Origin of the sequence: Rosistilla carotiformis, from assembly GCF_007753095.1 — a bacterium.
In the GTDB taxonomy this organism is placed as follows: Bacteria; Planctomycetota; Planctomycetia; order Pirellulales; family Pirellulaceae; genus Rosistilla; species Rosistilla carotiformis.
On sequence record NZ_CP036348.1, the window covers coordinates 48,602 to 72,836 of the forward strand.

At 52.4% G+C, this 24,235-nt stretch carries 18 protein-coding genes; all 18 read right to left on the bottom strand.

Annotated elements, in window-relative coordinates; genetic code table 11:
- Nucleotides 1-102: 102 nt before the first annotated feature.
- The 18 genes from Poly24_RS00215 to Poly24_RS00300 all read right to left on the bottom strand — a co-directional run bounded on the left by Poly24_RS00215 (nucleotide 103) and on the right by Poly24_RS00300 (nucleotide 24,180).
- Nucleotides 103-1,020, bottom strand: a complete 918-nt coding sequence (locus Poly24_RS00215) for a glycosyltransferase family 2 protein (RefSeq protein WP_145088798.1) — start codon at nucleotides 1,018-1,020, stop codon at nucleotides 103-105.
- Between the two features lie 323 nt (nucleotides 1,021-1,343).
- Nucleotides 1,344-2,255, bottom strand: a complete 912-nt coding sequence (locus tag Poly24_RS00220; protein ID WP_197452210.1) for a sulfotransferase family protein — start codon at nucleotides 2,253-2,255, stop codon at nucleotides 1,344-1,346.
- Nucleotides 2,252-3,382: a glycosyltransferase family 4 protein gene (locus Poly24_RS00225; protein ID WP_231753381.1), complete on the bottom strand. Its 1,131-nt coding sequence runs from the start codon at nucleotides 3,380-3,382 to the stop codon at nucleotides 2,252-2,254. Before Poly24_RS00225 ends, Poly24_RS00220 begins: the two co-directional genes overlap by 4 nt.
- Before the next feature lie 2 nt (nucleotides 3,383-3,384).
- A complete protein-coding gene (locus Poly24_RS00230; protein WP_145088807.1) occupies nucleotides 3,385-3,876 on the bottom strand; it encodes an acyltransferase in 492 nt (163 codons plus the stop codon).
- A gap of 207 nt (nucleotides 3,877-4,083) precedes the next feature.
- A complete protein-coding gene (locus Poly24_RS00235) occupies nucleotides 4,084-5,370 on the bottom strand; it encodes a glycosyltransferase family 4 protein (protein WP_197452211.1) in 1,287 nt (428 codons plus the stop codon).
- A 98-nt stretch (nucleotides 5,371-5,468) separates the two neighbouring features.
- Nucleotides 5,469-6,371: a hypothetical protein gene (locus Poly24_RS00240; RefSeq protein ID WP_145088812.1), complete on the bottom strand. Its 903-nt coding sequence runs from the start codon at nucleotides 6,369-6,371 to the stop codon at nucleotides 5,469-5,471.
- A gap of 3 nt (nucleotides 6,372-6,374) precedes the next feature.
- Entirely contained in the window at nucleotides 6,375-7,142 is a 768-nt protein-coding gene (locus Poly24_RS00245; protein ID WP_145088815.1) for a methyltransferase domain-containing protein, read from the bottom strand.
- A 26-nt stretch (nucleotides 7,143-7,168) separates the two neighbouring features.
- Nucleotides 7,169-8,443 carry an ABC transporter ATP-binding protein gene (locus Poly24_RS00250; protein ID WP_145088818.1) on the bottom strand — a complete coding sequence of 425 codons (1,275 nt, stop codon included), beginning with the start codon at nucleotides 8,441-8,443 and terminating at the stop codon, nucleotides 7,169-7,171.
- Between the two features lie 117 nt (nucleotides 8,444-8,560).
- Nucleotides 8,561-9,586 carry a sulfotransferase gene (locus Poly24_RS00255; RefSeq protein WP_197452212.1) on the bottom strand — a complete coding sequence of 342 codons (1,026 nt, stop codon included), beginning with the start codon at nucleotides 9,584-9,586 and terminating at the stop codon, nucleotides 8,561-8,563.
- Nucleotides 9,587-9,599: 13 nt separating this feature from the next.
- Nucleotides 9,600-10,046: an acyltransferase gene (locus Poly24_RS00260; RefSeq protein WP_145088824.1), complete on the bottom strand. Its 447-nt coding sequence runs from the start codon at nucleotides 10,044-10,046 to the stop codon at nucleotides 9,600-9,602.
- Nucleotides 10,043-11,284 carry an ABC transporter ATP-binding protein gene (locus tag Poly24_RS00265; protein WP_145088827.1) on the bottom strand — a complete coding sequence of 414 codons (1,242 nt, stop codon included), beginning with the start codon at nucleotides 11,282-11,284 and terminating at the stop codon, nucleotides 10,043-10,045. Before Poly24_RS00265 ends, Poly24_RS00260 begins: the two co-directional genes overlap by 4 nt.
- A 149-nt stretch (nucleotides 11,285-11,433) precedes the next feature.
- On the bottom strand, nucleotides 11,434-12,255 hold the full coding sequence (locus Poly24_RS00270) for an ABC transporter permease (RefSeq protein ID WP_231753382.1): 822 nt from the start codon (nucleotides 12,253-12,255) through the stop codon (nucleotides 11,434-11,436).
- 181 nt (nucleotides 12,256-12,436) lie between these two features.
- Nucleotides 12,437-12,970 carry a hypothetical protein gene (locus tag Poly24_RS00275; protein ID WP_145088833.1) on the bottom strand — a complete coding sequence of 178 codons (534 nt, stop codon included), beginning with the start codon at nucleotides 12,968-12,970 and terminating at the stop codon, nucleotides 12,437-12,439.
- A gap of 686 nt (nucleotides 12,971-13,656) precedes the next feature.
- A complete protein-coding gene (gmd, locus tag Poly24_RS00280) occupies nucleotides 13,657-14,775 on the bottom strand; it encodes a GDP-mannose 4,6-dehydratase (protein ID WP_145088836.1) in 1,119 nt (372 codons plus the stop codon).
- Between the two features lie 160 nt (nucleotides 14,776-14,935).
- Nucleotides 14,936-15,934 carry a GDP-mannose 4,6-dehydratase gene (locus Poly24_RS00285; RefSeq protein ID WP_145102527.1) on the bottom strand — a complete coding sequence of 333 codons (999 nt, stop codon included), beginning with the start codon at nucleotides 15,932-15,934 and terminating at the stop codon, nucleotides 14,936-14,938.
- Between the two features lie 95 nt (nucleotides 15,935-16,029).
- Nucleotides 16,030-18,783, bottom strand: coding sequence for a glycosyltransferase (locus Poly24_RS00290; RefSeq protein WP_231753383.1), 2,754 nt, complete (start codon nucleotides 18,781-18,783; stop codon nucleotides 16,030-16,032).
- Between the two features lie 756 nt (nucleotides 18,784-19,539).
- Complete coding sequence (locus Poly24_RS00295) at nucleotides 19,540-22,290, bottom strand: O-antigen ligase family protein (RefSeq protein ID WP_145088839.1); 2,751 nt, start codon at nucleotides 22,288-22,290, stop codon at nucleotides 19,540-19,542.
- 939 nt (nucleotides 22,291-23,229) lie between these two features.
- Nucleotides 23,230-24,180 carry an SDR family oxidoreductase gene (locus Poly24_RS00300; RefSeq protein ID WP_391556929.1) on the bottom strand — a complete coding sequence of 317 codons (951 nt, stop codon included), beginning with the start codon at nucleotides 24,178-24,180 and terminating at the stop codon, nucleotides 23,230-23,232.
- Nucleotides 24,181-24,235 lie beyond the last annotated feature (55 nt).

Genomic DNA, 24,235 nt, shown 5'->3' on the forward strand with positions numbered 1-24,235 from the left:
GCTGAAGTGAGCTCGCATGCCGAACGGAAGCAGTGTTTGCGAACCCATTGTCGCGGCGTTTTGATCAGTGCAACCTTGCGGCAACTTCGTTGCAGAAATTCTCTAAAATCCATACTTTGGAACGGCGGGATGGAACTTCAAATGATTGCTCCAAAAGCGACTTCTGCTCGTTCGTGATTCGCGCAACACCCACGCCGGTGTTTGAAAAATCGTGAATAAAAGTTCGCCGCCGAACAGGAATACCGAATACAGATTGTCCACATTCCAAGGTGCGCCGCGATAACGAGAACGAATCACTAGGGCAGCATGCAACGGAAGGTTCCACAAGACGCGACCTGGCGATGCCCCCTGGTCCAGAGCGAATACGACTTTACCATGCCAACGCTGAGAAAGCTTCCTTGGGCTTGGTATACGACGGATTGGATGAAGCACGATTACCTCAGGAGCTGCAGATACTTCGAGCCCCCATGCCTGACACCGCGCGAAAAATTCAATATCCTCAAATGCGACTCGATATCGCTCGTCAATCTGCCCCACCGCCAAATAATTTTGACGTGATATCGCGAAATTGGCCGTAATCCCATTTGTCCCTTCTGGATTATGAGGTGCTTCATACTTAAGCGAGGGCAATTCACCATCCCGTATCGTTGCTCCAAGCCAACAAATGGGGCTTGAAGGGCTATGTTGATCCAACATCGACACGAAAGATTCCAACCAATTGGATTGCGGACTGCAATCGTCATCAATAAAAATCAACCAATCCGAAGTAGCCATACGAGCCGCTGAGTTTCGGTTGGCGCCTGGTCCGTTTTTGGGCCCATGCTGGTACAGCACTTTCGGATACTTCGACTCGACAAGCTCCTGTGTCTTAGAATTGTCGCTATCGTCTGTTATCATCACCGACACGCGATTCGCCAATTGAGATTTTTCAAGTTGAGAGAAGATCAATCTTAGGCAATGATCTGCAAAATCTGGGCGATTGCGAGTCGGAACGATAACAGTCGCCGTAAGAGAATTAATAGCTTGATCCTCCCGAAATCTGCAGTTCTAAAAATCTCTGAATCCAATCAAGTTGTGTCATTTTTAGCGCAATGCGTTTTGAGATGCGGAATCGCATTTAGCTAGCCTCTTCTTTGATCTGCAGCCAACCAGGTGACAGTCCCATCGGAAGGCTGCCAATTAGGATCGCTATCGAAGTTCATCGTGTCAAAATAGATCTTGGGAAGCCCCTACGTGAGAGCTGACCGTCGTTTTCGGACGCCCAATGACTCAAGCTTGGCTAAAGCCCCATCGTCGGCAAGTCGAATCAGAACATCCGATATACATTTTGGCAAATAGAATTTTCAAGAATGACAAATGAAACGAGGAAGGATCGATTCCGCATCGGACATCAATGCGTGAATCTTTTCGACTTCCGATTTTGAAATCACTTCATCATTGGATTCCGCTCGCGGACGCAGACCGGCCATCAATTGAGGATCTGCGGACCATGATTCATCGGTTTGCGTCGGTTGCACAACAATTTCCGGTTCATCGAGCCAGCGGAGCAAGGCGGGCATTACATTGTCGTAGTCGCCTACAAATGCGTCATAGCGGATCACGGCAACATGATCGGGCCATCTCTGGTGGGCGCGTTGAACTCGCTTCCAATTTTTGCGGAGCCTGGTTGTTAATCCATCGATCGTGACATGGAGCCATTGAAGACTCTGTTCCGATGCCCCGGCTGCCTTCTCTCGCTCATACCGCTTTTTGTAGGACGCAAATGTATCTACGGGATCACGCATCAAATAGATCACTTTTGCGTCCGGGTACGTCCAAAAAATCTCCGGGATCACAAAGACATGGGTCGGCGATTTGTCGAGCAATCGTTCCTGCCCTCGCGCACGCTGTGCCGCAGCAAAATAACAGCGCAAGATTTCAGGATATCGGCCGGCATTCCATAGGTTGCGCGAACCCATCCGGAACCTTTTGGCCAATCGATAGGCAGGCCATGTACGCATTGCCACGTTTCGCCATGGCCGCAGCTTCGAAACGATCTCTGATCCGATATCGTCCCGCCCCAGTAAATATTCCCAGAGCCCGGCATCCTCGCGAAAGTCATCGACGATCCTGGTTGGATGGACAAATGCACTGGTTTCCGCCAGTGCCGTCGAGGAACCATTGGCGAGTCGAAACGAGGGATGCAGCAGCAGACAACGATGCGCGATCGATGTGCCTGAACGTGCTTCACCAACAATAAATACTGGAGTCTTCATTTCGAATCTTTCAACTTTTGCCATGTCATTTTGTGTTTCTCAACAATTACTTCGAGCGTGTAATCCGTTTCCACAGCACGGCGGCCAGCCAAACCCAACTGGGTCGCAAGTGACCTATTCTTGAGAAACTTTTGAATTTGCGCGAGGATCGATTCGCAGGTACCATCGCTAACCCATCCACCTTGATGTCGCTCCACAAGCTCAGCCGACGCGGCAGCATTTCCACAGACCACTGGTTTGGCATAGCGCCACGCCTCCAAATAGACGATCCCAAAGGATTCCGCCTCCGATGGGAGTACAAATAGGTCACAAGCCGCCAAAGCATCTTGCTTGATTCCATCGTCGACCGGCCCCAAGTCGATATCGATTTCGGCGGGCAAGCTCGGGTACGGTGGCTCCAAATCGCGCCCGATGGAAACTAAAGAGACCGGCTGCCCCATTTGATGCAACCGAGCAATCGCTTCGCGCAGCCGATGGTAACCTTTCGCGCGCGACTTGCGACCGACGAACAACACCACCGTGTGGTGGCCCTCTAATCGGTAACGACGTCGAAATCGTTCCCCGTCACCTGTGCCAACTTGCGAACACGCACATCCACATCGAATGAATTTCGGTGACACGACCCCAAGCGAGGCAAGGTGGTTGGCTTCGAAGTCCGACTGAACAAAAATCGCGTCCATCGCATTGTAGAGATCTACATCGAGTGGCGCATCGCCCCAAGTCCCAGGGTGGACAGCCGGCCAACAGGTGACAGGAACCCGCAACCTATTTGCCGCAGCGAGCAATGGAAATCCAAACAGCTGCCAACCCGTCCCCACCACATGAATCACATCACAGCAATCGGCTGCCGCTTTCGCTTGCCGCCAACCTGCCAATCGTGAATACCTTTTTGGAATCCACCGCATTGATGGCCTGGTCATCACCGGCAACAACCGATCGATCCGCGGTTGCCAAACGGACTGCCATTCGCGTCCACCTGGTGCTTGCCCGCCACTCCAGTTGACATCGATTCCATCTTCCGACAGACCGTGTGTTAAGTCGCGTACATACGTTTCCAGACCGCCGTAGCCACTCATATCAAGTAGTGAAAAAATGCCGACAGCGGAGATCTCGCTTGGATGCTTCAACTTCATTTCTCTACGGCGCACTCCGAATCGAAGCCTGGTCGCCGCGCTAACGCCCCTGTAGGAAGATCGCGAATTCGTTTCGCCGGAACCCCTGCATACAGGCCATTGGGCTGACATTCCCCTCGGACCACAGCGCCCGCCGCAACAATGCATCCACGACCGATGATCGTCCCTGGCAACACGGTCACCCGCGCAGCGATCCACGTTCCGTCGCCGATGCGAATCGGGTGTTCTTCGCCACCAGCGGCTCTGTGATCCTCAAACTTTCCCAGATGCGTCGTCGTCGTAAACACGGTATCAAAACCAACGGCAACATTCTCGCCCAGTCGTATCTCCGCTTCTCCATAAAACTGAACGCGTTTGTTCACGTAGACACCGCGACCAAAGGAAATCGGATTCGATTCGAAATAGCATCCGGATTGAACCAATGTCCCATCTGGTATCGATAGCCGGGGGTTTCGTTTCAACAACCACATCCGCAATGTGCTGGGCATCGCCAGATGTTCCACGAATCCATTCCAATACCAGTCACCGAAGGCCTGTTTGCAACTCCAAGCCTGTCGGATCAACCAACGACGACAAGCCCGCAAAGGCGCTAGCGCAGGTGTACGCAAACCCTTCCCAGTTACAATCTTTTTTGTCTGTAGATTCATAGACAAGGTAGCGTTTCGAGCGAGCTTCGGTTTAGGCCAGTTCCCACTTCAATGGCGCTGCGCCGTCGACTCTGCGATCACCCTGTTGATCAACGACTTCACGACGTCCACCGTTTTTTCCCAACTGAACTCTCGTGCGCGTTCCAAACCCGCTCGCCTCAGATCATCCGCGACGCGGGGATTCTGAAATACGCGAAGCATCGCCGCACAAAACGCATCCTCATCATCGGGTCGACATTGGATCGCGCTGTCGCCAACGATTTCCGGAATCGACGTGGCGTTGCTACAGATCACAGGCGTTCCGCACTGCATCGCCTCTAAGACGGGAAGACCAAAGCCTTCAAATTTAGAAGGAAACAGAAACGCGGTCGCAGCAGAATAGAAAGCCGGTAGGTCTTGGTCTTCCACACCACCAATCATCTGAATCCGCCCCTGCATCCCATCGGCTTGCTTCAACTCTCGCAGCAACTCGTCAACAGCATACCCACTAGACGGATCGCCGACGAGCAACAACTGGGCATCACTCTCATGCGTCGCTTTGAGAAATTGGCAAAATGCACGAATTGCAATTGAGGTGTTCTTCCGGGGTTGCGGATTTGCGACACTCAAGAAAAATGGCGAATCCGCAATGCCATATTTATCGAGAATGCCGCGGCATTCACCAGCCTCAATTGGGCGAAACAAATCCGAGGCAGCAAGAGGCACCACCGTGACGCGTTCCCGTGGGAACCCCGTCCACTGGCAAAAGTCATCTTTTGTATATTGCGAAATAGCGATCACATGGTCCCGTTGCGCATCGAGATCATCGAACAACGATTCAAGTTGCGACGCGGTGTGACGAGTCACATTGTCGGGGAATCGCAATGGATAGAGATCGTAAACAAAAGATAGTCGCGGAACCCTTGAATCCAACCCAGACGGACATGCGAAAAATGTGCTGATGAACAAATCCGTGTTCTCAGCAGAGATCGTCAATTTCAAATTTGCCTTGTTCCAACGCCGGACCAACGCCAATACAATCCGCTGGAAAAGATTTGCTGACGCGATCGGATGCGCGCTGCAATCATATTCCAAACGATAGGCCCAAGACAAAGATGCCAGCCGAAGCGCAAACGCACCTTCAGCACGATAAGAATGCGGCAGATGTTCGCGAACCCAGCGCACGACCGATTCATTCTCAATGACAGATTGCCAAATTCGATTTGTTGCACCGACGGGCCGTAGACGCAACCCTTCCGACTGTTGCAGGCCAGAGAAAACCTGTTCTACGACCCGCCCAACTCCAGTCACGCGACTCGCCGATCCCCGCATGGGAATCATCATGGTGATGTCCATCGCGATTCGGGGGCGCTCATTCGTTGAACCTACCTTGGTAGTTTGGCAACCGATTGCGGAGGGCACAAACATGGAGTTGTTGGGATGAATTGCCCGCATCACGTGTTTCGATTTGCCTGAAACAACAATCGGTTCCAAATCGGACGCAGACGATGAAGAATCCGTTTGTGAATAGGTGGCGGGCTGTATTTACGCTTCAACATTTCCAGCTTGTCTTCACATTGCACCTCCCACTCGACGCGCTCAGACGAAGACAAATATTCTTTAAACAAGCGATTGATCGGCAGGTCTCTATATGGAATCGACTCTCCCGCGTAATGGATCAGATACGGCTGCCCCCGGCGCCCCCAAATAGAATCGTATTCACCAGGATAATCCCCCGCCCAAGTCGATTGTAGATTGTGAGGTGCCAAGGTGAGGTTGGTTGTCTTAACACCTTTCTGATGCACCAACAGGTTTACGCCCGGTTGCGCATGCTGCTTGGACCCGATACAGGTGGCCGCGCAGTTCTCTGATTCCGCGGTCTCAATTAACTCGGTACTTTCGTAGAGCTTTCTATCCAATGCGAATTGGCCCGCGTTAAATCGTTGCAACATCCATGTTGACGATTCTTTCGCATACAACGCTTTGCTGTGTTCCACCGCTACATTGAACGGCTTACTCCACTCGGTGTCTGCGGTAACCAATCCCGTGTGGGACTCGAGCACGCCACGTGGGTCCGCCAGGAACACAATATCAACATCGGCATATTGAAAATTCGAAGTCGTGAGCGTTTGAAACTGCCGATGGTTTCCCGACAGCCCGTGCCGACCAATCCACTGGTACAGTTCTTCATTGGCCCACCACTGGCAACCTTCCGGAAGTTGGAAAGTTGTTCGATCATCGTACGGAATGACCCAGACGGGTAAATCACAACCAACGTTTCGCAATGAGCGGATCAAAACATTTAGTTGTAAACGCACCCGCTCGTTTGCAAGGGTGATGATTTTATCGATGACCATCCGCTAGCCTGCAAAACCACAGCGTCGCTTCACAGCATCTCGAAACGCTTTCACGGCAACAGAGCACGCATGTCGAAAGTAAACGGGGTGCTCCTCCGTTCGCTGCATCCAATAAAATGGATGCACTGCTGCCATGGGAAGCGAAAACTCCGACAACACGGATTCAAAACCATCAATCGGCTCACCTCTATTTCGATTCATAAAGACAAAACAGTTCTGACGATAGTGAGGAAGGATGGAATCATCTTCCCAATGCGTCTGTCGGATAAAATCGACACATTGATACCCCGCAGCTTTAAACTTTTCCCCCCAGTAACTAGGCCACTGTTCGTTGTGATGCCCAAACCCACCTTGGCGAGGAATCGCAGCGGAGAATAGCACAACATCACTGAGAGACGTCAATAATTCGACAAACCAATCTGCATCCTGTGGCTGCAAATGTTCGGCAACTTCGAGGGAAACCGCCATGTCCCATCGCCCGAGCGCCTGCACGTCGGGCCCCTTCCCGTTGGCGAGCTCCGTGACGGTGAATTCGGATCTGTCAATCTGCAGCAGCGTCTGATCGACCCATTCGCCGTCCACTCCATGCACGCGCTGGCAGCCAAATTCCGACTTGGCAACCGCCGGCCACGTCCCCACTCCGCAACCGACATCAATTAACGAGCGAAACTCGACCACCGGTTGCAGCGATTGGAGAATAATCTCGGCCGATCGTCTCGTTAGCCGATCTCTTTCCGAGTAGAAGAATCCTTCCATTGATTTAGCATTCACGATTGCAACTTCTTTCGTATGTATCTTCAAATACCATCAGATATATCTGACGTGCGAATGGTCTTCCAATCAAGAATCGGGCGAACGATGCCTTGCCAATTAAGTGGCGCGTCCTTCCGTGGCTCTCGGTCCGCCATCCGAAATGCAATGATGTCTTCCAGGCGTTCACGCGACCGAAACGGAGGTTCGCCCATCACCACGGTAACACTATAACTACCTTGATTAAGAAGCATCGCTGGAATCGTACAAACGCATTCGTAAACCCCTTGCGGTAGCTCATGGTCATAAAACAAATCGGGCTCGATCGACATTCCTGGCGCGTTCGCGCTGGTCAGCACCAAATTACCACTATCGTCCTTAAGCCATATCCCAAAGTAAATTCGCTTTCCCACGCAGCCGGATTGATAACGAACACAGATGTCAATTGGTAGTTCACAATCAAAATCGCCTTCGATGTCACCCGCCTGCCGACAGGATGTCTCGATTACAACTGGCCACTCCGAAGGCGAATTAGCTCTTGGATTCTCCCACAAATGATTTGAATGTTCGCGTGAGGATCGATACCTTTGCAACACGTCAAGCGTTGTACCGGACGCGGCAAGCCCCCCGCCAGCGAGTAGGCATGCGGATGTGCAAAGCTGTGAAACTGCTAACAAATTATGGCTAACAAACAGCACGGTCCTACCGCCAGCGGCAACCTCCTGCATTTTCCCAAGGCATTTCTTCTGAAACTCCGCGTCTCCTACAGCCAAAACCTCGTCGATTATCAAGATTTCTGGATTCAGATGAGCGGCGACGGCGAATGCAAGCCGCACGTACATGCCGCTCGAGTAACGCTTTACAGGCGTATCAAGGAATTTATCAACGCCGGCAAACTCCACGATTGCATCAAACTCCTTTTTGATTTCTGAACGCCCCATACCAAGTATAGCACCGTTCAGGAATATGTTTTCGCGCCCACTCAACTCGGGGTGAAACCCGGTTCCCACTTCTAACAATGCACCAACTCGGCCATGCAATTCGATTCGCCCGGCTGTCGGCTCCGTTATTCGACTCAATACCTTTAACAAAGTCGACTTCCCAGCTCCGTTTCGACCAATGATACCGACCACTTCGCCACGCTTAATCTCAAGGTCTATATTTTTGAGACTCCAGAAGTCCTCCGACGTTCCACGCTGAAGCGGATGCTTCAATCGATATAAAAAGGCCTCGCGAAGATTGCGATTGTTGCCACCTGACTGACTATTTAACCGATAGCTCTTTGACAGACCCTCGATGCGGATTGCTATGTCCGATGACATCCGAATTCCTTTCCACTGCCCGACAAAGAACAATGTTTGCAATTTGATAAGTATCGAGAGCAATACACAATCAAATTGCACCAACCTGCCACAGCCTTTCGGCAGCAACAGCTTACTCTAGAGGTCATTCGGAGTCCCATAGATATTCGGGTTAATGAACTTTCCATACCACCACAGGATAAACTTGCTTGATCGCATGTTGGCTAACTCAGAACTCACCGTGTTGCACTGATGCAAGATTCCTTCGTGGACCATTTGGCGGATATCATTTTTGGTGCCACCATGTTTGCAAAGGTCGCCGAGTTTGGAGTTGCAGTATCTATCTCGTTGTCGAGAAAAGATTTCATTGAATTCTTTCTCCGCACTCGGAGTGTCGGGCTTTTCCCGGGGACTGGATAACTTCGCAAGATACTTTTTCATCAATGCAAAGTCGAGCAATCCGGATCTGCAAAGCTCTTCTATCGCTGATGCGGGATGGGCAAGTATTTCATCATAGTAGAACGTAAACTTTGCAAATCGCTCTGCTTCCGCTTGATGAAATAACCACATGCGAGAAAACGCTTCACGAATGTCGAATTCGGACACATCAGCGAAGACCGCAGGCGCCTCCGCGAGCAGCATGCTCAACTCGGTTAACAAATAGAATGTGTCATAGCGGTAGCGGTTCCGCTCATCGCTCGGAACATTCCGCCGGATTGAACTGAACTGATCATGCGGGGAACGGTGCAATGAAACGATTGTGGCTTCCGGGAAATTTCTTGAAAGCCAATTCATTCGAAAGCAACAACGATTGAACTGAATCACCACCTTTGAGGTTGGTGCTCGTTCAATCAGCTTGGAGATATAGTGTCGCAAGGCATCGAACTGGTCGTCTTCAGTTAGCCAGAAATTGGATAGCGCAAGGTCTGGTGACCATCCTAGCAATTTCGGCGATGTCTTTCCTAATCGAAAGAACTGAAAGTAATCTGTTACGTGTTTGTGGGAAGATTCAACACTTGGTGGCCTATTGACACGGCGATCCAGGTCTGGGTGCAATGGCTCATAGATGGCCGTCGTGTTTTCGTCCAAATCACAAAGAGACCAGAGGAATGTTGATCCCGTCCGGTAGCCTGCACAGATGAAATATACTTGAAGCGAACTCACAACTCGCGTCCCGTTAATCTATTGACCTGATTTTTCTGGCGGGGATACCAGCGACAATCGTTCTTCTTGGCACATCTTTTGTGACAACGCTACCGGCGGCGATAACAGAGTCTTCGCCCACGACACATGGCCCCAGCACAATGGCTCGACTTCCGATCCAGACCCCATTTTCGATAACAATATCCCGGCCTGATGTCGGAAACTCACGTCCTCGCTTTTCTCCAAATTGCGAGTAGTCGTGCGATCCCGTAATCAACGCCGCATCCTTACCGAAAAATACGTGGTCGCGGATCACGATGTTCCCGGAATTCGTATTGGCAAGGAAGTTATTGGAAACGGCCTTATCGGACACCTGCAATCGATTGACGGGACCAATGATTCGGGGCTCGTTATTAAGAATATCAAGAACAAACGGACTGAGCCATTTTCGGATGCGTCGATAGATCCAGCTTCGGATCAATTCGTTGAAACCCTATCGACGGAAATTTTTGTTGGCACAAAACCAAGAGGACCGCCGTTGTCGAGGTCGAAACGTGAGGCGTGATTAAGGGAACTGTTCAGAATTACAATCCGCCTGCAACGCTCTTGCATGTCGTACAGTTTGACCTTCGGCACGTGAAGCCAAGCCGATAGCTGGATGGTCTGGGGGAGTAGTGCTGGCAATTCAAAGTCTAATAATATCTGGTATCGCCCCGGATATTGGCCACACACGTCTAAAATCCCCGCCGGGGTCCTGATGGATCCGAGATACACCCCCGTGCTGAGTTCTAATCGAAGGCATAGTTCAAGATTCTCAGTTCCTTCACGTATTTCGATTTCAGTCAGTATACGAACCGGGGCGGCAACATCAATTACAGATGTTTCGCCCCCTTCCGGTGACAAAAACAAGAGTTGCGTAATCAATGCAGCTGCCGCGTTGTGGCTATAAGCTAAAGTATTCCTAAACTGCCCACGACTTGAATACTGTTGGATTGCTTGTTCCGGACTTGAGTCGTAGCTGACACTGCCTCCTTCAAGTAGCACTGCTCGTGTGCAGAGCGATTTTACTGCATTTAGGTCATGGCTTACAAAAAGCACGGTGCTGCCATTACTTGAAACTTCCTCCATCTTGCGGAGACATCGCGTTTGGAACTCTGCATCGCCAACTGCCAAGACCTCATCGATGATAAGAATGTCCGGATTCACATGTGCGGCAATTGCGAAGGCGAGTCGGACATACATACCGCTTGAATAGCGTTTTACGGGCGTGTCCAAGAATTTTTCCACGCCTGCAAAGTCCACAATCGCATCGAATTGTTTCGATATTTGAAATCGAGACATGCCAAGGATCGCACCATTGAGGTAGATATTTTCCCGCCCAGTCAGCTCGGGATGAAATCCAGTTCCAACCTCTAGTAGCGATCCAACACGTCCGAAGAGTTCTATCCTACCTGTTGTCGGTTCGGTGATCCGGCTGAGAACCTTGAGCAGAGTGCTCTTGCCCGCCCCATTGCATCCGATAACGCCGACGATTTCACCCTTTTTGATTCCAAGCTCGATGCCCTTTAACGCCCAGAATTCCTCGGTTGCGACGCGTTGAAGTGGCTTTCGCAACATGCTAACGAACGCCTCTGACAAATTGGTTGCCCGATCCCTGGATTCATGTCGAATCGAATAGGACTTTGAGAGGTCGGAGATGCGGATTGCGGTATCAGGCATGAAATAGGACAGGATTCAGGCGTCAGCTGACAGCAGTAGGAAGGACAGGCGGTGAGATTTGCCTGGCGACGGAAACAGTAATGGCAAGGGAATCATAGAGCTGGACACACGAGTCAAAAGCCATCATTCGAACGCGATGGCCATTTAATCTAAATCACATCCGCAAACCCACGTTCGGATCGGCGGAAGGCGAAGGCACCGACGATGAACGTGACGACTGCAACGGCAATGCTGTACGTCATCCAGATGGGACTGAGGGTTCCCTCACCGAGCAGCGTCCAACGAAAGAATTCGATTAGACTTGCCAACGGATTGAGCATGTACGCCGTCTGGTATTCGACGGGCACCTTTTCGTTGATCGCGGCCAGACTGTAACCGACGGGGCTGGCGTATAACAGGAATTGCACCGCCACGGGGATCACAAAGCGCAAGTCACGATACCGGACCATGATGCTGCTGCACCAAAACCCAATTCCCAACGCGAACATCAATAACAACATTGAGGCGATGGGCATTAGCAGGATCTGTGGCCCTGGGTTGATGCTATAGATTAGTAGAATCGCTAGCATCAGGATCAGACTAACACCAAAGTTTACCATCGGTTGAAAGGCACTCGAAAGCGGCAGGATCAATCGAGGAAAGTAGATCTTGGAGACCAAGTGTGAATTGGTCACCATCACCATGCTGGCGCCGTTGAGGGTTGCACTGAACAAGGTCCAACCGAGCATGCCGGCAAAGCTAAAAGCAAAGTACGGTAGCTTACCCGAGGGCATGTCGGCGAGCATCCCGAAAACAAACGTGAAGATGCCGGCACCGATCAACGGTTGCATCACAACCCAGGCCACGCCGAGCAGCGTTTGTTTGTAGATAAGCTTGACGTCCCGCATCCCCAGCGTGAAAAGCAGGTCGCGAAACTCCCACACCTCAGCCAACCGAAGCGAGCGAAAACCCTTGACCGGTTCGATTACCAAGTGGGGTTTTGGTGCTTCGCTTGTCTTCGGAGAGGTGCTCTCAGCACCCGGGACTATTTCAGAGGTTGCCACGATATCGCTTTGCACTTTTGATTCAGTTATTCAATTGGTTGCGAAATGAAAGATTCCAAATCGTGTCGATCGCGAAGGGTCAACCGACCGAATCCTCGCAAGCTGCTGATCACGAAGCGTGAACGACAAACGCTTTGGCGAATGTATCCGAAATTGCCTTGGAGGTTCTTGCCTCATTCCACTTCAGGCTTCGGCACTCGAATCCACTTCCGAGCTTGGCGGGCACAGATCGCAATGCGGTTGTCAATTCGACAAACTCACGGTAAACCGCACCGACCGCGACTGGAGTACTGACTTGCGAACGAGCCACAGGATAGTCGTTCACAATTACATAGGCACCCGCGCTGAGCGCATCCTGCACGACGCCGCTCGATCGATACCAATAATGATCTTTTCGCAAATTCACAACCAGCACATCCAGCGATTCGATGAATCGAAGGTAATCGTCGTAGTGCGTGGTGTCGACGAATTTGATCTCGCAAGGCAAATTCTCACGAAAGCCTTGACGATCGGGAAACCCCGCCACTAATTCCATGGGCGTTTCCGATTGCTTCGCGCCCATGATGACGGCTGACAGAAATGCGGGATCAAGCGTCCCTTTCTGCGGCCGAATGGTTCCTCCCAAGCCAACCCGCAGGCTCATTTTATTCGATCGACAGCTTTGCCTAGAGCCCGGTAGAAAGGAGGTGCTTCTTGGCATCGGGAGGACGATTTTTCGAGTTCCATTGAACCGAAGCGACGGTCGGATGCAATCGTCGTCGCATTCCAGCAGCACGACCTTCGTATCGCTCCATGCTATCAGCTGGCGAAATAGCTTAAGCGAAAGGTTTCGGAAATAGCTCGTGCTGGCGAGTTGTTGGTGAAACATCGATAAGTAGAGCAGCGTGCTGCGACGCGACAACGGTGACAACATCAAAGCGATGATGGACCAACAGGTCGCGTCAAGAAACAGCACATACTGTGAGGTCGGCCGACGATTGGCCAATCTGACCATCTTTAAGTGACGGATCTGATGCGACAAAAAGCTGAATGATTTGCCCGGCAACGCGATTCTCATCCATCGCGGCAATGGATCCGAAGCTGCGTCTATCGACTCCACGTGCAAGGACGTGAGGCCGTCGGTTGATTCGAATTCATAAAAAGCACGCAGCGTCTCATGTGATATCGGTCTCTGCGACCGAGAATCCTGCGAACGCGTTTCTACGGATGGATGAAGAGTCAGCGTCATCTACCTGGTATCGGCCACCCATTGCCCGAACCGGGCCAAGCCCACTCGAGTCATCGAGTGCATCGCGTTTGCTGGCACTCTATTCATTCGCTTCTAACTCGTTATTCAATGGCAACATTTACAGCGTGTCCGTGTCGCTTCAGCAACGCGTGTTTTCGGGCGATGTCTAAATCATTGGCAACCATTTCGGCGCACATCTCTTCTACAGTGATCTCGCACTGCCATCCCAACTTCTCTTTAGCTTTGGTCGGATCTCCCAACAACGTTTCCACTTCGGCCGGTCGAAAATATCTTGGGTCGACTCGGACAATTACGTCGCCAACCGAGGCAGCTGGGGCTTTGTGCGGGTCGATAACTTTGGAAACTGTGACGATTTCTTCCACACCCTGGCCACTAAATTCGACTTCCAGCCCCGCCTCGCGCGCCGACAATCGGACGAACTCGCGAACACTGATCTGTTTGCCGGTTGCGATCACAAAGTCCTCGGCTGTCTCTTGCTGCAACATCATCCATTGCATCCGCACGTAATCTTTGGCGTGCTCCCAGTCGCGAAGCGCGTCCATGTTCCCCAGGAACAGACATGGTTCTAAGCCTTGAGCAATGTTTGCAATTCCTCGCGTGATCTTTCGCGTTACAAACGTTTCACCACGACGTGGAGATTCATGATTGAAAAGGATCCCGTTGCAGGCATACATCCCGTATGATTCGCGATAGTTGACAGTGATCCAATACGCGTACATCTTCGCGGCGGCGTAGGGTGATCGCGGGTAGAAGGGTGTTGTTTCGCGTTGCGGGATCTCTTGAACAAGCCCGAACAATTCCGACGTCGATGCTTGGTAAAAACGGGTCTTCTTTTCCAGTCCAAGAAAACGGATTGCTTCGAGCAGTCGCAACGTTCCCAATCCGTCCACGTCGGCTGTGTATTCCGGCGATTCAAAAGAGACGGCTACGTGTGATTGAGCCCCGAGATTGTAAACTTCGTCGGGCTGGACTGCGTTGATGATCCGCGTCAGGTTGGACGAATCGGTCAGGTCGCCATAGTGAAGTTTAAACTTGGCGCCGTCGACATGAGGGGACTGATAGATATGGTCGACCCGCTCGGCATTAAACGACGATGCACGCCGTTTGATCCCATGCACTTCGTAGCCTTTTTCGAGCAAGAGTTCGGCCAAATACGATCCGTCTTGTCCGGTGACTCCAGTAATTAGGGCAGTAGGCATAGCAATGATGTCGGCAGTTGGCGATCAGCTTGAAACACTCCTGCAAGTCAGGATCGTTCGATGCTAACCGAATATTTTTTTGGGGGGGGATAATACGATGTTTTCGAAATCTGACCGGCGCGCGACCCGACGTCGGTATGCTGTAACGATCTTCGGCTGCTCAGGGTCGCTCCGACGCGGATGCTTGCAACGAAGCAACATCATGCTTGACCATTTGAGCGACAAGTCCGGCCAAGTCGGTTTCGGCTTTCCATCCGAGCTGACGCTGGGCATGTCCCGGATCTCCCACCAGCCGCGAAACTTCGGCGGGTCGCATGAAACGGGGGTCGGCTTCGTAGTGGTCTTTCCAATTCAAGCCGACCGCTGCAAAAGCTGCCGATAGAAATTCTTCGACACTGTGGGCCACTCCCGTCGCCAGCACGTAGTCATCGGGCGTGTCGTGCTGCAGCATTCGCCACATCGCTTCGACATATTCCGGTGCAGAACCCCAGTCGCGGCGAGCGCCGAGGCTGCCCATTCGCAACTTGTCCTGCCGGCCGACGGCGATCGCTGCGGCTGCACGCGTGATCTTGCGCGTCACAAACGATTCACCGCGGCGGGGAGATTCGTGGTTGTAACAAATCGCGTTACAGGCAAATAACCCAAACGACTCGCGATACAATCGCGTCATCTGAGTGGCAAAGACCTTCGCAACTCCATAAGGAGTCACCGGTCGCATCGGGGTTTGTTCGTTTTGGGGCAATTCGTCGGGGGAACCAAAGATCTCGCTGCTGCTGGTGTGCATAAAACGAGGCTGTTTATCGAGATCTCGCACGATCTCCAACAGCCGCAAGGTTCCCATTGCCGTGAACTCACACGTCGATTCGGGAATCTCAAAACTGGCTCCAACGTGGCTCTGGCCAGCCAAGTGGTACAGCTCGTCGGGCTGCGTCTTTTTCAAGATGCGACGGATCGTCGTGATATCATCGAGATCGGCGTAATGTAGAAACAGCTGCTTGTCGTAGATGTCCTTGTCGCGAAAAAGCAGATCGAGTCGCGCTCGAGCCGTTGTACTGCTGCGACGAACCAAACCATGGACAACATATCCCTTGGCAATCAACAGTTCGGCTAAATACGAACCGTCCTGCCCGGTGATCCCCGTGATGAGCGCTACTGGAATTGTCATTCGTGAGAGAATTTCTCGACAGCTGAGCGGGTGGAGACAACTTGAATCATGCGATCGACCGCTATTCGCATTGGCAGCGGTGGACGCAACTAATTGTTTACCAATTCAGGCTCGCGGGGGCCCGAGACTTCGCTCGGCTTCTTGTCTTGCTTGCCAGTCCAGCGGAGGACCGCGTCGGTAATCTGTTTGGCGAAGGAACTGTTGGAGAAGCACTCCGCGCGCTGGCGGAGCATCCGTGGGTCGAACTTGCCAAATTCTGCCTGGGCCTCAAATCGCTCGATAGCATCGACGATCGATTCCTCGGTCTGTTCATCGTAGAGAACCCCATGTTCACCATCGATCACCGACTCGGTTACCCCTCCCTTGCCGTAGGCGATCACCGGCGTGCCACAGGCAAGCGCCTCGACCGGGACGATGCCAAAATCTTCTTCCGCCGCAAACAACAACGCCTTGGCATGCCGCATGTGGTCGACCAGAACGTCGCTCGGTTGGAAGCCGAGCAGCGTGACGTTTTCGGTCGCAACGTTTTGGACTTGCTGGAAGTCGGGGCCCTCCCCGATCACGATCAACTTTCGATCGGGCATCTTCGCAAACGCGCGGACCATTAGTTCGGTCTTTTTATATCCAACCATCCGACCGGCGATCAGATAGAAATCGTCGCGTGGCGATTCGTTGAGTTCAAACTGATCGGTGTCCACCGGGGGATGGACGACGGTCGAGTTGCGGCGATAGAACTTTTTGATCCGCCGCCCCACAAACCGGCTGTTTGCGATAAAGTGATCGACCCCCAAGGATGACCGCACATCCCAACTCCGGATATAGTGCAATATCGTCCGCGACAGCAGCCCCTTAGGGCCGAAGCCCAGCCCAGCCTGATCGAGGTATTGATGATGCAGATCCCATGCAAAACGGACTGGACTATGGCAATAACAAACGTGCAATTGATCCGGCCCGGTAATCACCCCTTTGGCAGCAACATAAGAACTTGAGACAACAAGATCATAGTCGGAAACGTCGATCTGCTCGATTGCCAACGGCATCAGTGGGAGATAGGCACGGTGTTTTTTCTGCGCAAATGGCATGTGCTGCAAAAAGCTGGTTGTGACCGTCCTTCCGCCTAAAAATCCACGCTGGTCATCGGGTAAGAAATCGAATAAAGCATGCACATCGGCATGCGGAAAAACGTCTAACAATTGCTCAAAGACACGTTCCGCACCGCAGTAGGTGTAAAAGAAATCGTGCACCAGCGCGACGCGAAGATGTGCGAACTGGCTTTTACCACTGCTGCGAAATTGCAGGGATTGCTCGAGAGAATCGGGTGTCCGCGAACCATCTTGCGGGGATCGACGCCTGCGGCTTTGATGTTCTTTTTCGCGGATTCGCAGCAAGCTGAATTCGGTCACCAAACGTGTAAACAGCCCCAATCGTTCGCTGGCCGATTCCAGCGTTTGTACCGCAGCAATATGAACACTAAGCGTGGCGGTTTCGCCAAAACCCTGCGAAATCGTCACCGGTATCGATGCCTGAATCGTTTCGCAAAGTTTTAAATCGCTCGAATCGGTCTCCCATTCCATCCGCTGCCCACGTCGCCCATCCTCTTTGCCCGGCAGGTCTAAGCGAAGGCTGACAAAATCGAGTTTTTGAGCGGCATTACAAATGCCGTCCCACCATTGGCTAAAGTTACCCACATGATTGAACTCGAGCTGCAGGTCTTCGAACGTCGCTCGGTAGCGTTTTGTGACCCGATCGTTATCGCGTTTAAGACGCAATGCCGCCACCATTTCATTTGTCCGCATCGAACCAGCCAAGCGGAAGATTCCCCAGATCAGTGGCGCTAGCAGGCTGAGTCCGCCAAGCGTCCCCAAGCCTTCGAACGCTAACGATACGAAACCAATCAGAACCGCCACAGCCGAGACAAGATAGATCACCAAGACAGCATGCACGTGCCTCAGTCCACGATCGAGCAGATGGTGGTGGATGTGCCCACGTTCCGCTGCAAACATCGATCGCCGTTGCAGGTACCGTCGCCTGAATACCGTCAACGCGGTATCGACCAATGGAATACTGAGAGCCACTGCGGGCAACACCAAACCTCGCATCGAACCAACGGATGGATTCGCCAACACCATCGACGACGCCAAGACAAAACCGATGGTCATGCTTCCACAATCGCCCATAAACGTCTTGGCGGGATGCCAGTTAAATACCAAAAAACCCGCTAAACCACCCACCAAAGCCAGTGGGATGATGGCAACATCGGCGCTGCCTCTCTGAATCGCCACCGCGCTCAACACCGCCGCCGACAGCAGGGTCAGCCCGCCCGCTAGACCATCCAATCCATCGATGAAATTAATGGCGACGGAGACTGTAATCATCCACAAGATAGTCAGTCCCCAACTCATCCATGGAAACTGCATGAAGGCATGACCACCAAAAGTCAAATCAGACAACACAATTCCCGATCCACACACCATAGCACCCGCTGCAACCAAAGCAGCCAATTTGAAGCGTGAAGATACAGTGCGAAGGTCGTCGACCAAGCCAACGGAAAAGACAAAGCTGCTGGCAGTGATTATCGCCATGATATGCGTTAACGTGTCACGCGATACAGGATCTCCGATCAACTGCCGCGCCAGAATTAACGAGAACACACCCAACACCATGCCAGCAAAGATTGCGATTCCTCCCAAACGTGGAGTGGGAATGGTATGAATCTTCCGCGCATCGGGTCGGTCGACGAGCCCAAATCCTGACGCCATCCGCATCGTCAGCGGAACGCAGCACAAGGCAACGATGGCGGAAACAATCAGCGGCAGGTAGGGCAAAATTTGAGTGATCATCATTCGACTATCAAAGTGTTAACGAGTCGAGCGAATCGCAACATTGCGAAACAACGGTGCGAAAGAAAACACCGATAACATGTGAAGTTACATTGCCGAAAATGGACTTCGTTCCTTTGGGTGACACCACGGTTGGATGACACCTTCAGTTCTGTATGCAGTGCATTGTCCCGATTCCAAAAATCACCTCACCCGCATCGCTCGTCGGGTCTTAGACAACAGGCGAATCCAAAGGGAGGGGTGCGGTAGTCATACGGTATTCGTCCGATCCGGAACGTCAACGCCTGGGATTCCTTTGCCTGGAAAGCACCGAGCCTGCAGTTCTTGCATTGCGGTGTTCCGCACCGCCTTAGCGGGTGCTTGTGGAGTAACTGTTCCTCCGTGCGCGGGGTCCCGGCTGCTGTTATTTGCGAGCGCTATTCGCAGGACGAGTACTTAAGAAGCCCTGGATATCCAGCGTTTTGCCGTGGATGCGCATCTGCAACTAACTTTGCCGGGCCTCGTTTGACTTATGGTCCAAAACGCAACTTGTTCCGAATAGCGATCGCCGGAATGTAAGAAGCCATCCGCATTTCTACGGAGGGCGAAATGAAATCCATCGTCTCAGCGACGTGCGTTTAGCAAACAGTTCGCACTCCGCTAAGCAGCTCAGTAGGGGGGGGGAGCCTCCATAAACGCGTCTGTACTAGTCTAGCATTGTCCAGACGGGGGGGGGCGGGAGAGGCTGATTCCTGACGATGTATTCACAGACTTGGAAACCTAATCCGCTTTGGCATTTCCATCCATCCAATCGCGGACTAACTGACGGTGTTTTCGTGCCAGCGATTCGTTTTCGGGCGATTGGACGAGACAGCGGAGAATCTGTTGGATGGCGATGTCGAGTTTTCCCTGTGACTCGAGCGTCTCTACGTAGGAAATACGATAGGAAATCTGAGACGGGGCCAGACGCACGGCAGTGCGGAGTTCTGTATTTGCAGTTGTGAGATCACCTTGCTGAAACGCCAGGTTTCCTTTTAGGAAAGCGATCTCGGCATCCGTGAGTGCACAATCGTCAGAGTTGAGAAGGAGGGTGATCCGTTCTGCCAGCAAAGCGGATAGAGGAGGTGGGAGTTGCTTGCTTTCGATCGCCATCAGCATGACGGCAGGTTCGTCCGGAAACGCTTGCGACATTCGCTGGTGATCTCCAACCATCAGTATTAAGGGCCACAATTTGTCGAATAATCTAGGTTGTAAACGTAGGCTGCGAGCAATTAATGCCGAGGATGCATCGAAGCCTGGGAACGCGTATCCGAGACACGCTAGCGCTAACACTCGATCTGCCGTATTCGGACTTAACTGAGCTGATCGGTTCAATAGCTGCATGGTTGTTGGCACATCTTTTTTACCAACGAAACTGGTTAGCAACAAAATTAAACGAGCATTAAAGTCCAATGGGCAATTCACAAGTGCGGCAAGGGCTAGCTGCCGCGACCGCATGATCTCTTGTAAATTTTGGCCCGACAGCAATACCGTGTCAGGGGGCAGCGCTCGAGAGTTTGCCGATTGGGAATGATAATATTCCGCCCGCCGCATTTCGATGCTTGCGAGCGATCCAAGATATTCGAGATTTTCCGATGGCGACGTATCTCGTGCTAGAACTACTGGCAGTCTGCTTTGTTCGCGCAATATTGAACGTGCAAAGGCAACTTGTAGGAAAGGATCGCAAGACATTGGTAAATCGACACGATTTGATTCATGATCCTGTGATGATTGAGTAGATTGGATGCTTTGCGAGCGGATGGCGAAGTCTGAAACGGCGGCCTGCCGCGACCATACGATCGTGACGAAAGCTAACGCGAGGTAGACGAGCACCAAGCTAACTAAACTTAAGCGGTGAACTGCTCCGTGGATGACACTCCATAGTGCGGACGACGGTGCACTTATCGAACTGGCACGATTGGTAGGCTTACCTTGTGGGTTGCGTTCCCAAGATGACCGCCCTGAGCAACTTTGCTGGGGTTTGCAACGATCCGCGCTCATTGCAAACATCGCTCCAATCAAAACTGCGACAGTCAGATAGTTTGCCGGTATCAAAATACCGAAATCAAACATCTGAGAAACCAGGAGTGCGCCAAGCATATACCATCCGGTCACAGCAACCGATTTTTGTAATGGCGATCGTTTGACGGTGAGTTGTGCGAGCTGTCGATGAACGGCAACGAGCCCGATTAAAACCAAAGGAATCAACCAAATGCCTCCTTCGACCAGCCATTCCACTGGCATAGCATCCGCGTTCACAAACGATGCCGCAGATTCATTTTGTTGTGTCGGTAAATAGGCATATCGATAGGTCCCTAGTCCAGCACCAGCAGGAAAATGTGCCCATGCTGCACGCAGGCCATCGGGCCAATGTTGAAGCCGTCCATCATCAGCTTGTTCGAAAGATTTCCAGATGGATGCGGCGCGATCTTGTGCCTTGGTGCGGAGATTTAGACTTTCGAGTCCGAAGGCGGTCGCGATCACAACGATCAGAATGACCACCCCCGCTTCTTTCGCATATTTGGTACGGCGGATACTAACGGTGCAGTACAACATCCCAGCGACGGTCGCTAGCATGCCGCCCCGCGATGAACAAACAAGGACGCCAGCCAGTTGCAGGCCGGTTAAAAGCGTCAAAAAGACCGTCTTGGCATCGAAGAGAAGGACATATGATTCCAACGACGTCCGTAACCGCTCTCGCCAATGAACGGAATCGTTCGTGTACCTTGAATAGGACGATTGTGGATGCGACCGCTCGAAGGCAACAAATGCGAGGAGGCCCAAAGTGCATGCAAGACTTAGGTTCAGATAACATGCCGCATTGTTTTTGTTCACAAAAGGGCCAAACGGTGCTGCATTTTGCACGCTGGGTGTAACGACAGTCGACATCTCTGTGGACTGCGACTTGCGGACTGCGTCGAAGATTCCCATGCACGAGACAGCGCCCCCAGACATGGCCGTGAGTATTAGCAGCATCAACACGGAATGTCGCGTTTGGTAGACAAGGCTAGCGAGCAACGTTGTCAGACCAAATAGTGCTGGGAGTGACATCGCCTGTTTGGTGAGCCATGGGCAGATGCTTATTGGAAAATGAGACGGCGAGGTGGTCGTACGCAAGTTGTTGGATGGCGATTGATATTCATTCCAAAGGGCCGTCGGAATCCAATTTTGATAGGCATCTTTCGATCCGCTCGACAGCCATGAGATCCAATGACTGGAGATCGGAATTGTCTGCGCATAGGTCAAGCCCCAGATAAATAGGCTGAGTAGAGGGATCGAGATAAAAAAGAGAGTCACCCGCTCACGGTGCCAGAAAAGCAACGGTAGTGTGCCAAGGCCAAGAGCGAACAACACATTCGACGCCCAAAACTTCGTCCATGGCAATACCCCGCCATAGTCCCACACAACAATTGCCGGCAGTGTACAAATACCGACACCCACAATTGCGATAATCGCTTTCTCTAATCGCTCAGGCATGTTGCCAAAATCCATGTTATATTCGTTTCGATGCAAAGCATCTGCGATCGTGCTTGGCTGAAGTTTTCTCCGTGCTCACAGTGTAATCCTGGAATACTTCGGTGTGTCTGCCCGCCGCGAAGGAGCGCCGGGGCGGCTGCTTCGTGTGGGCGTAGCTCAGTAATGGGGCGTCCCTGGGCGGTTGGAGGTAATTCTGTGAAGTTCTAAGCTTGACTGGGAAGGTGGCCGGCGGGCCCTCGGAATCGAAGCGGATGAAAGTCTTTTCGCCGAGCTCATTCGTAGGACTTTGCTTCTTTACCGATGGTGTTAGCCACCGATATATAGGCTAGCAACCAACGAGAGCGAGAGGGGGCACGCGTTCGGCAAGAGTGCTATCACTGACCAGGCTTCATTCGGCGTCACGATCCGTACAGGGCCTGATTTTAACGATAGAGTTTTGGTCGTCTCCTTGGATTAAATCGAATTTTCCAATACGGAGAGGCGACGCACCGATAGCGGTGGGGCAGGGCCAGATAATGCCGAAGCAAGCACCCCACAAAACCAAGGTTTCGCGAGGTCTTTTATCAAGACGGAGAACGGATGGCTCTCGGATGCGTTTGCTGTAAGGGATAACGGGATAATCCGTTGCGCGCGTCAAGGTTGACCTGCTAACGACTCGCCGACCTTGGTTGGTTGTCGTCGGTGGTCACCGGGCTCCCAGCGGTTGTCGCGTTTTATTTGCCACGGGGCCAGTCGGCTTCGCTTCGTCATGGATTGAGGAGATGAAACCGAAGTGCCACCGCCGATGAATGGTCTTCGGTAGCGTGGTGTGGCCATCTGCCGGATGGGCACCGACAAACAAAACGACGGTCGCTTGGCTGAACGCGATCTCGTTGGCGGTCAAACGGTAAGCAAGTCCGTCGTGCGGTTGAATCGTTTGACGGATGGGACCTTTGGCGCGATCGGGACAAGGAACTACGGCGACCAGTATCGCGACGTCTTCTGTTCCGAGAGAGCCCAGAGTTTGGCGGCCGCTTCTTGGTTTAGGGCGCACTCGTGTAACGGGCACTCGCCGACCGGACCGACCATCTCCGATCGTTTGGTTGGGCCATAAAGCTTGTAGGGCTCCACCTTCTCTTCGGTTGCGCACATGACTTCTGGCCAGGAGCCCTTCTCGGCGGATTGAGCGATGATGCGAGAGAGGATGGACCAGACAATTTTGTTGAAGGTGCTGGCGGTATCCTTCAACAAATTGGTTCGCGACGCGCCGGGATGGCAGACCAGGACGGTAACGTTCTTTCCCGCAGCTTCCACCCGGCGCTGCAATTCGTAGGCGAACATCATCTGCGCCAGTTTGCTCTGGGCGTAAGAGCTCCAGGCGGTGTAATTCGTATCGAAGTTGAGGTCTTCGAACTGAATTCTCTTGAGCCCCATTTTATAGGCGTTGCTCCCGACGACGACGATGCGCCCCGCCGACGCTTCGATTCGATCGAAGAGCAATCCCGACAGGAGGAAGTGGCCGAAGTGGTTCACGCCAAGCTGGCTTTCAAATCCGTCGACGGTGATCTCCTGCCGGGCCACCTGTGCGATGGCGGCGTTGCAGATGAGCGCGTCGATTCGAGGAACCTTCTCCAACAACTCGGTCGCGGCTTCCCGTACGGAATCGAGCGCCGCGAGGTCCATCCGCACGAAGGTCACGTCCGCACTGCTGCCAAATTCCTGTTTCAGAGTCGCGATGGCAGCGGCTGATTTGTCGGCGCTGCGGTTCATCATCACCACGGTTGCTCCTTTGGACAGAAGCACCCGTGTCGCCTCAAATCCCGCACCTGCGTTGGCACCGGTGATGACGTAGGTTTTTCCCGCAAGGGAACCGAGTCGATCCGGTGTCCAGCCCTGGGGGCCAAAGCTGTTCTTTGTGTTCAAGATTCAAGCTCCGTATTTAGGTTGTCTTCCTGGAGTGCTGTTCGATGCCGGTCTTCGG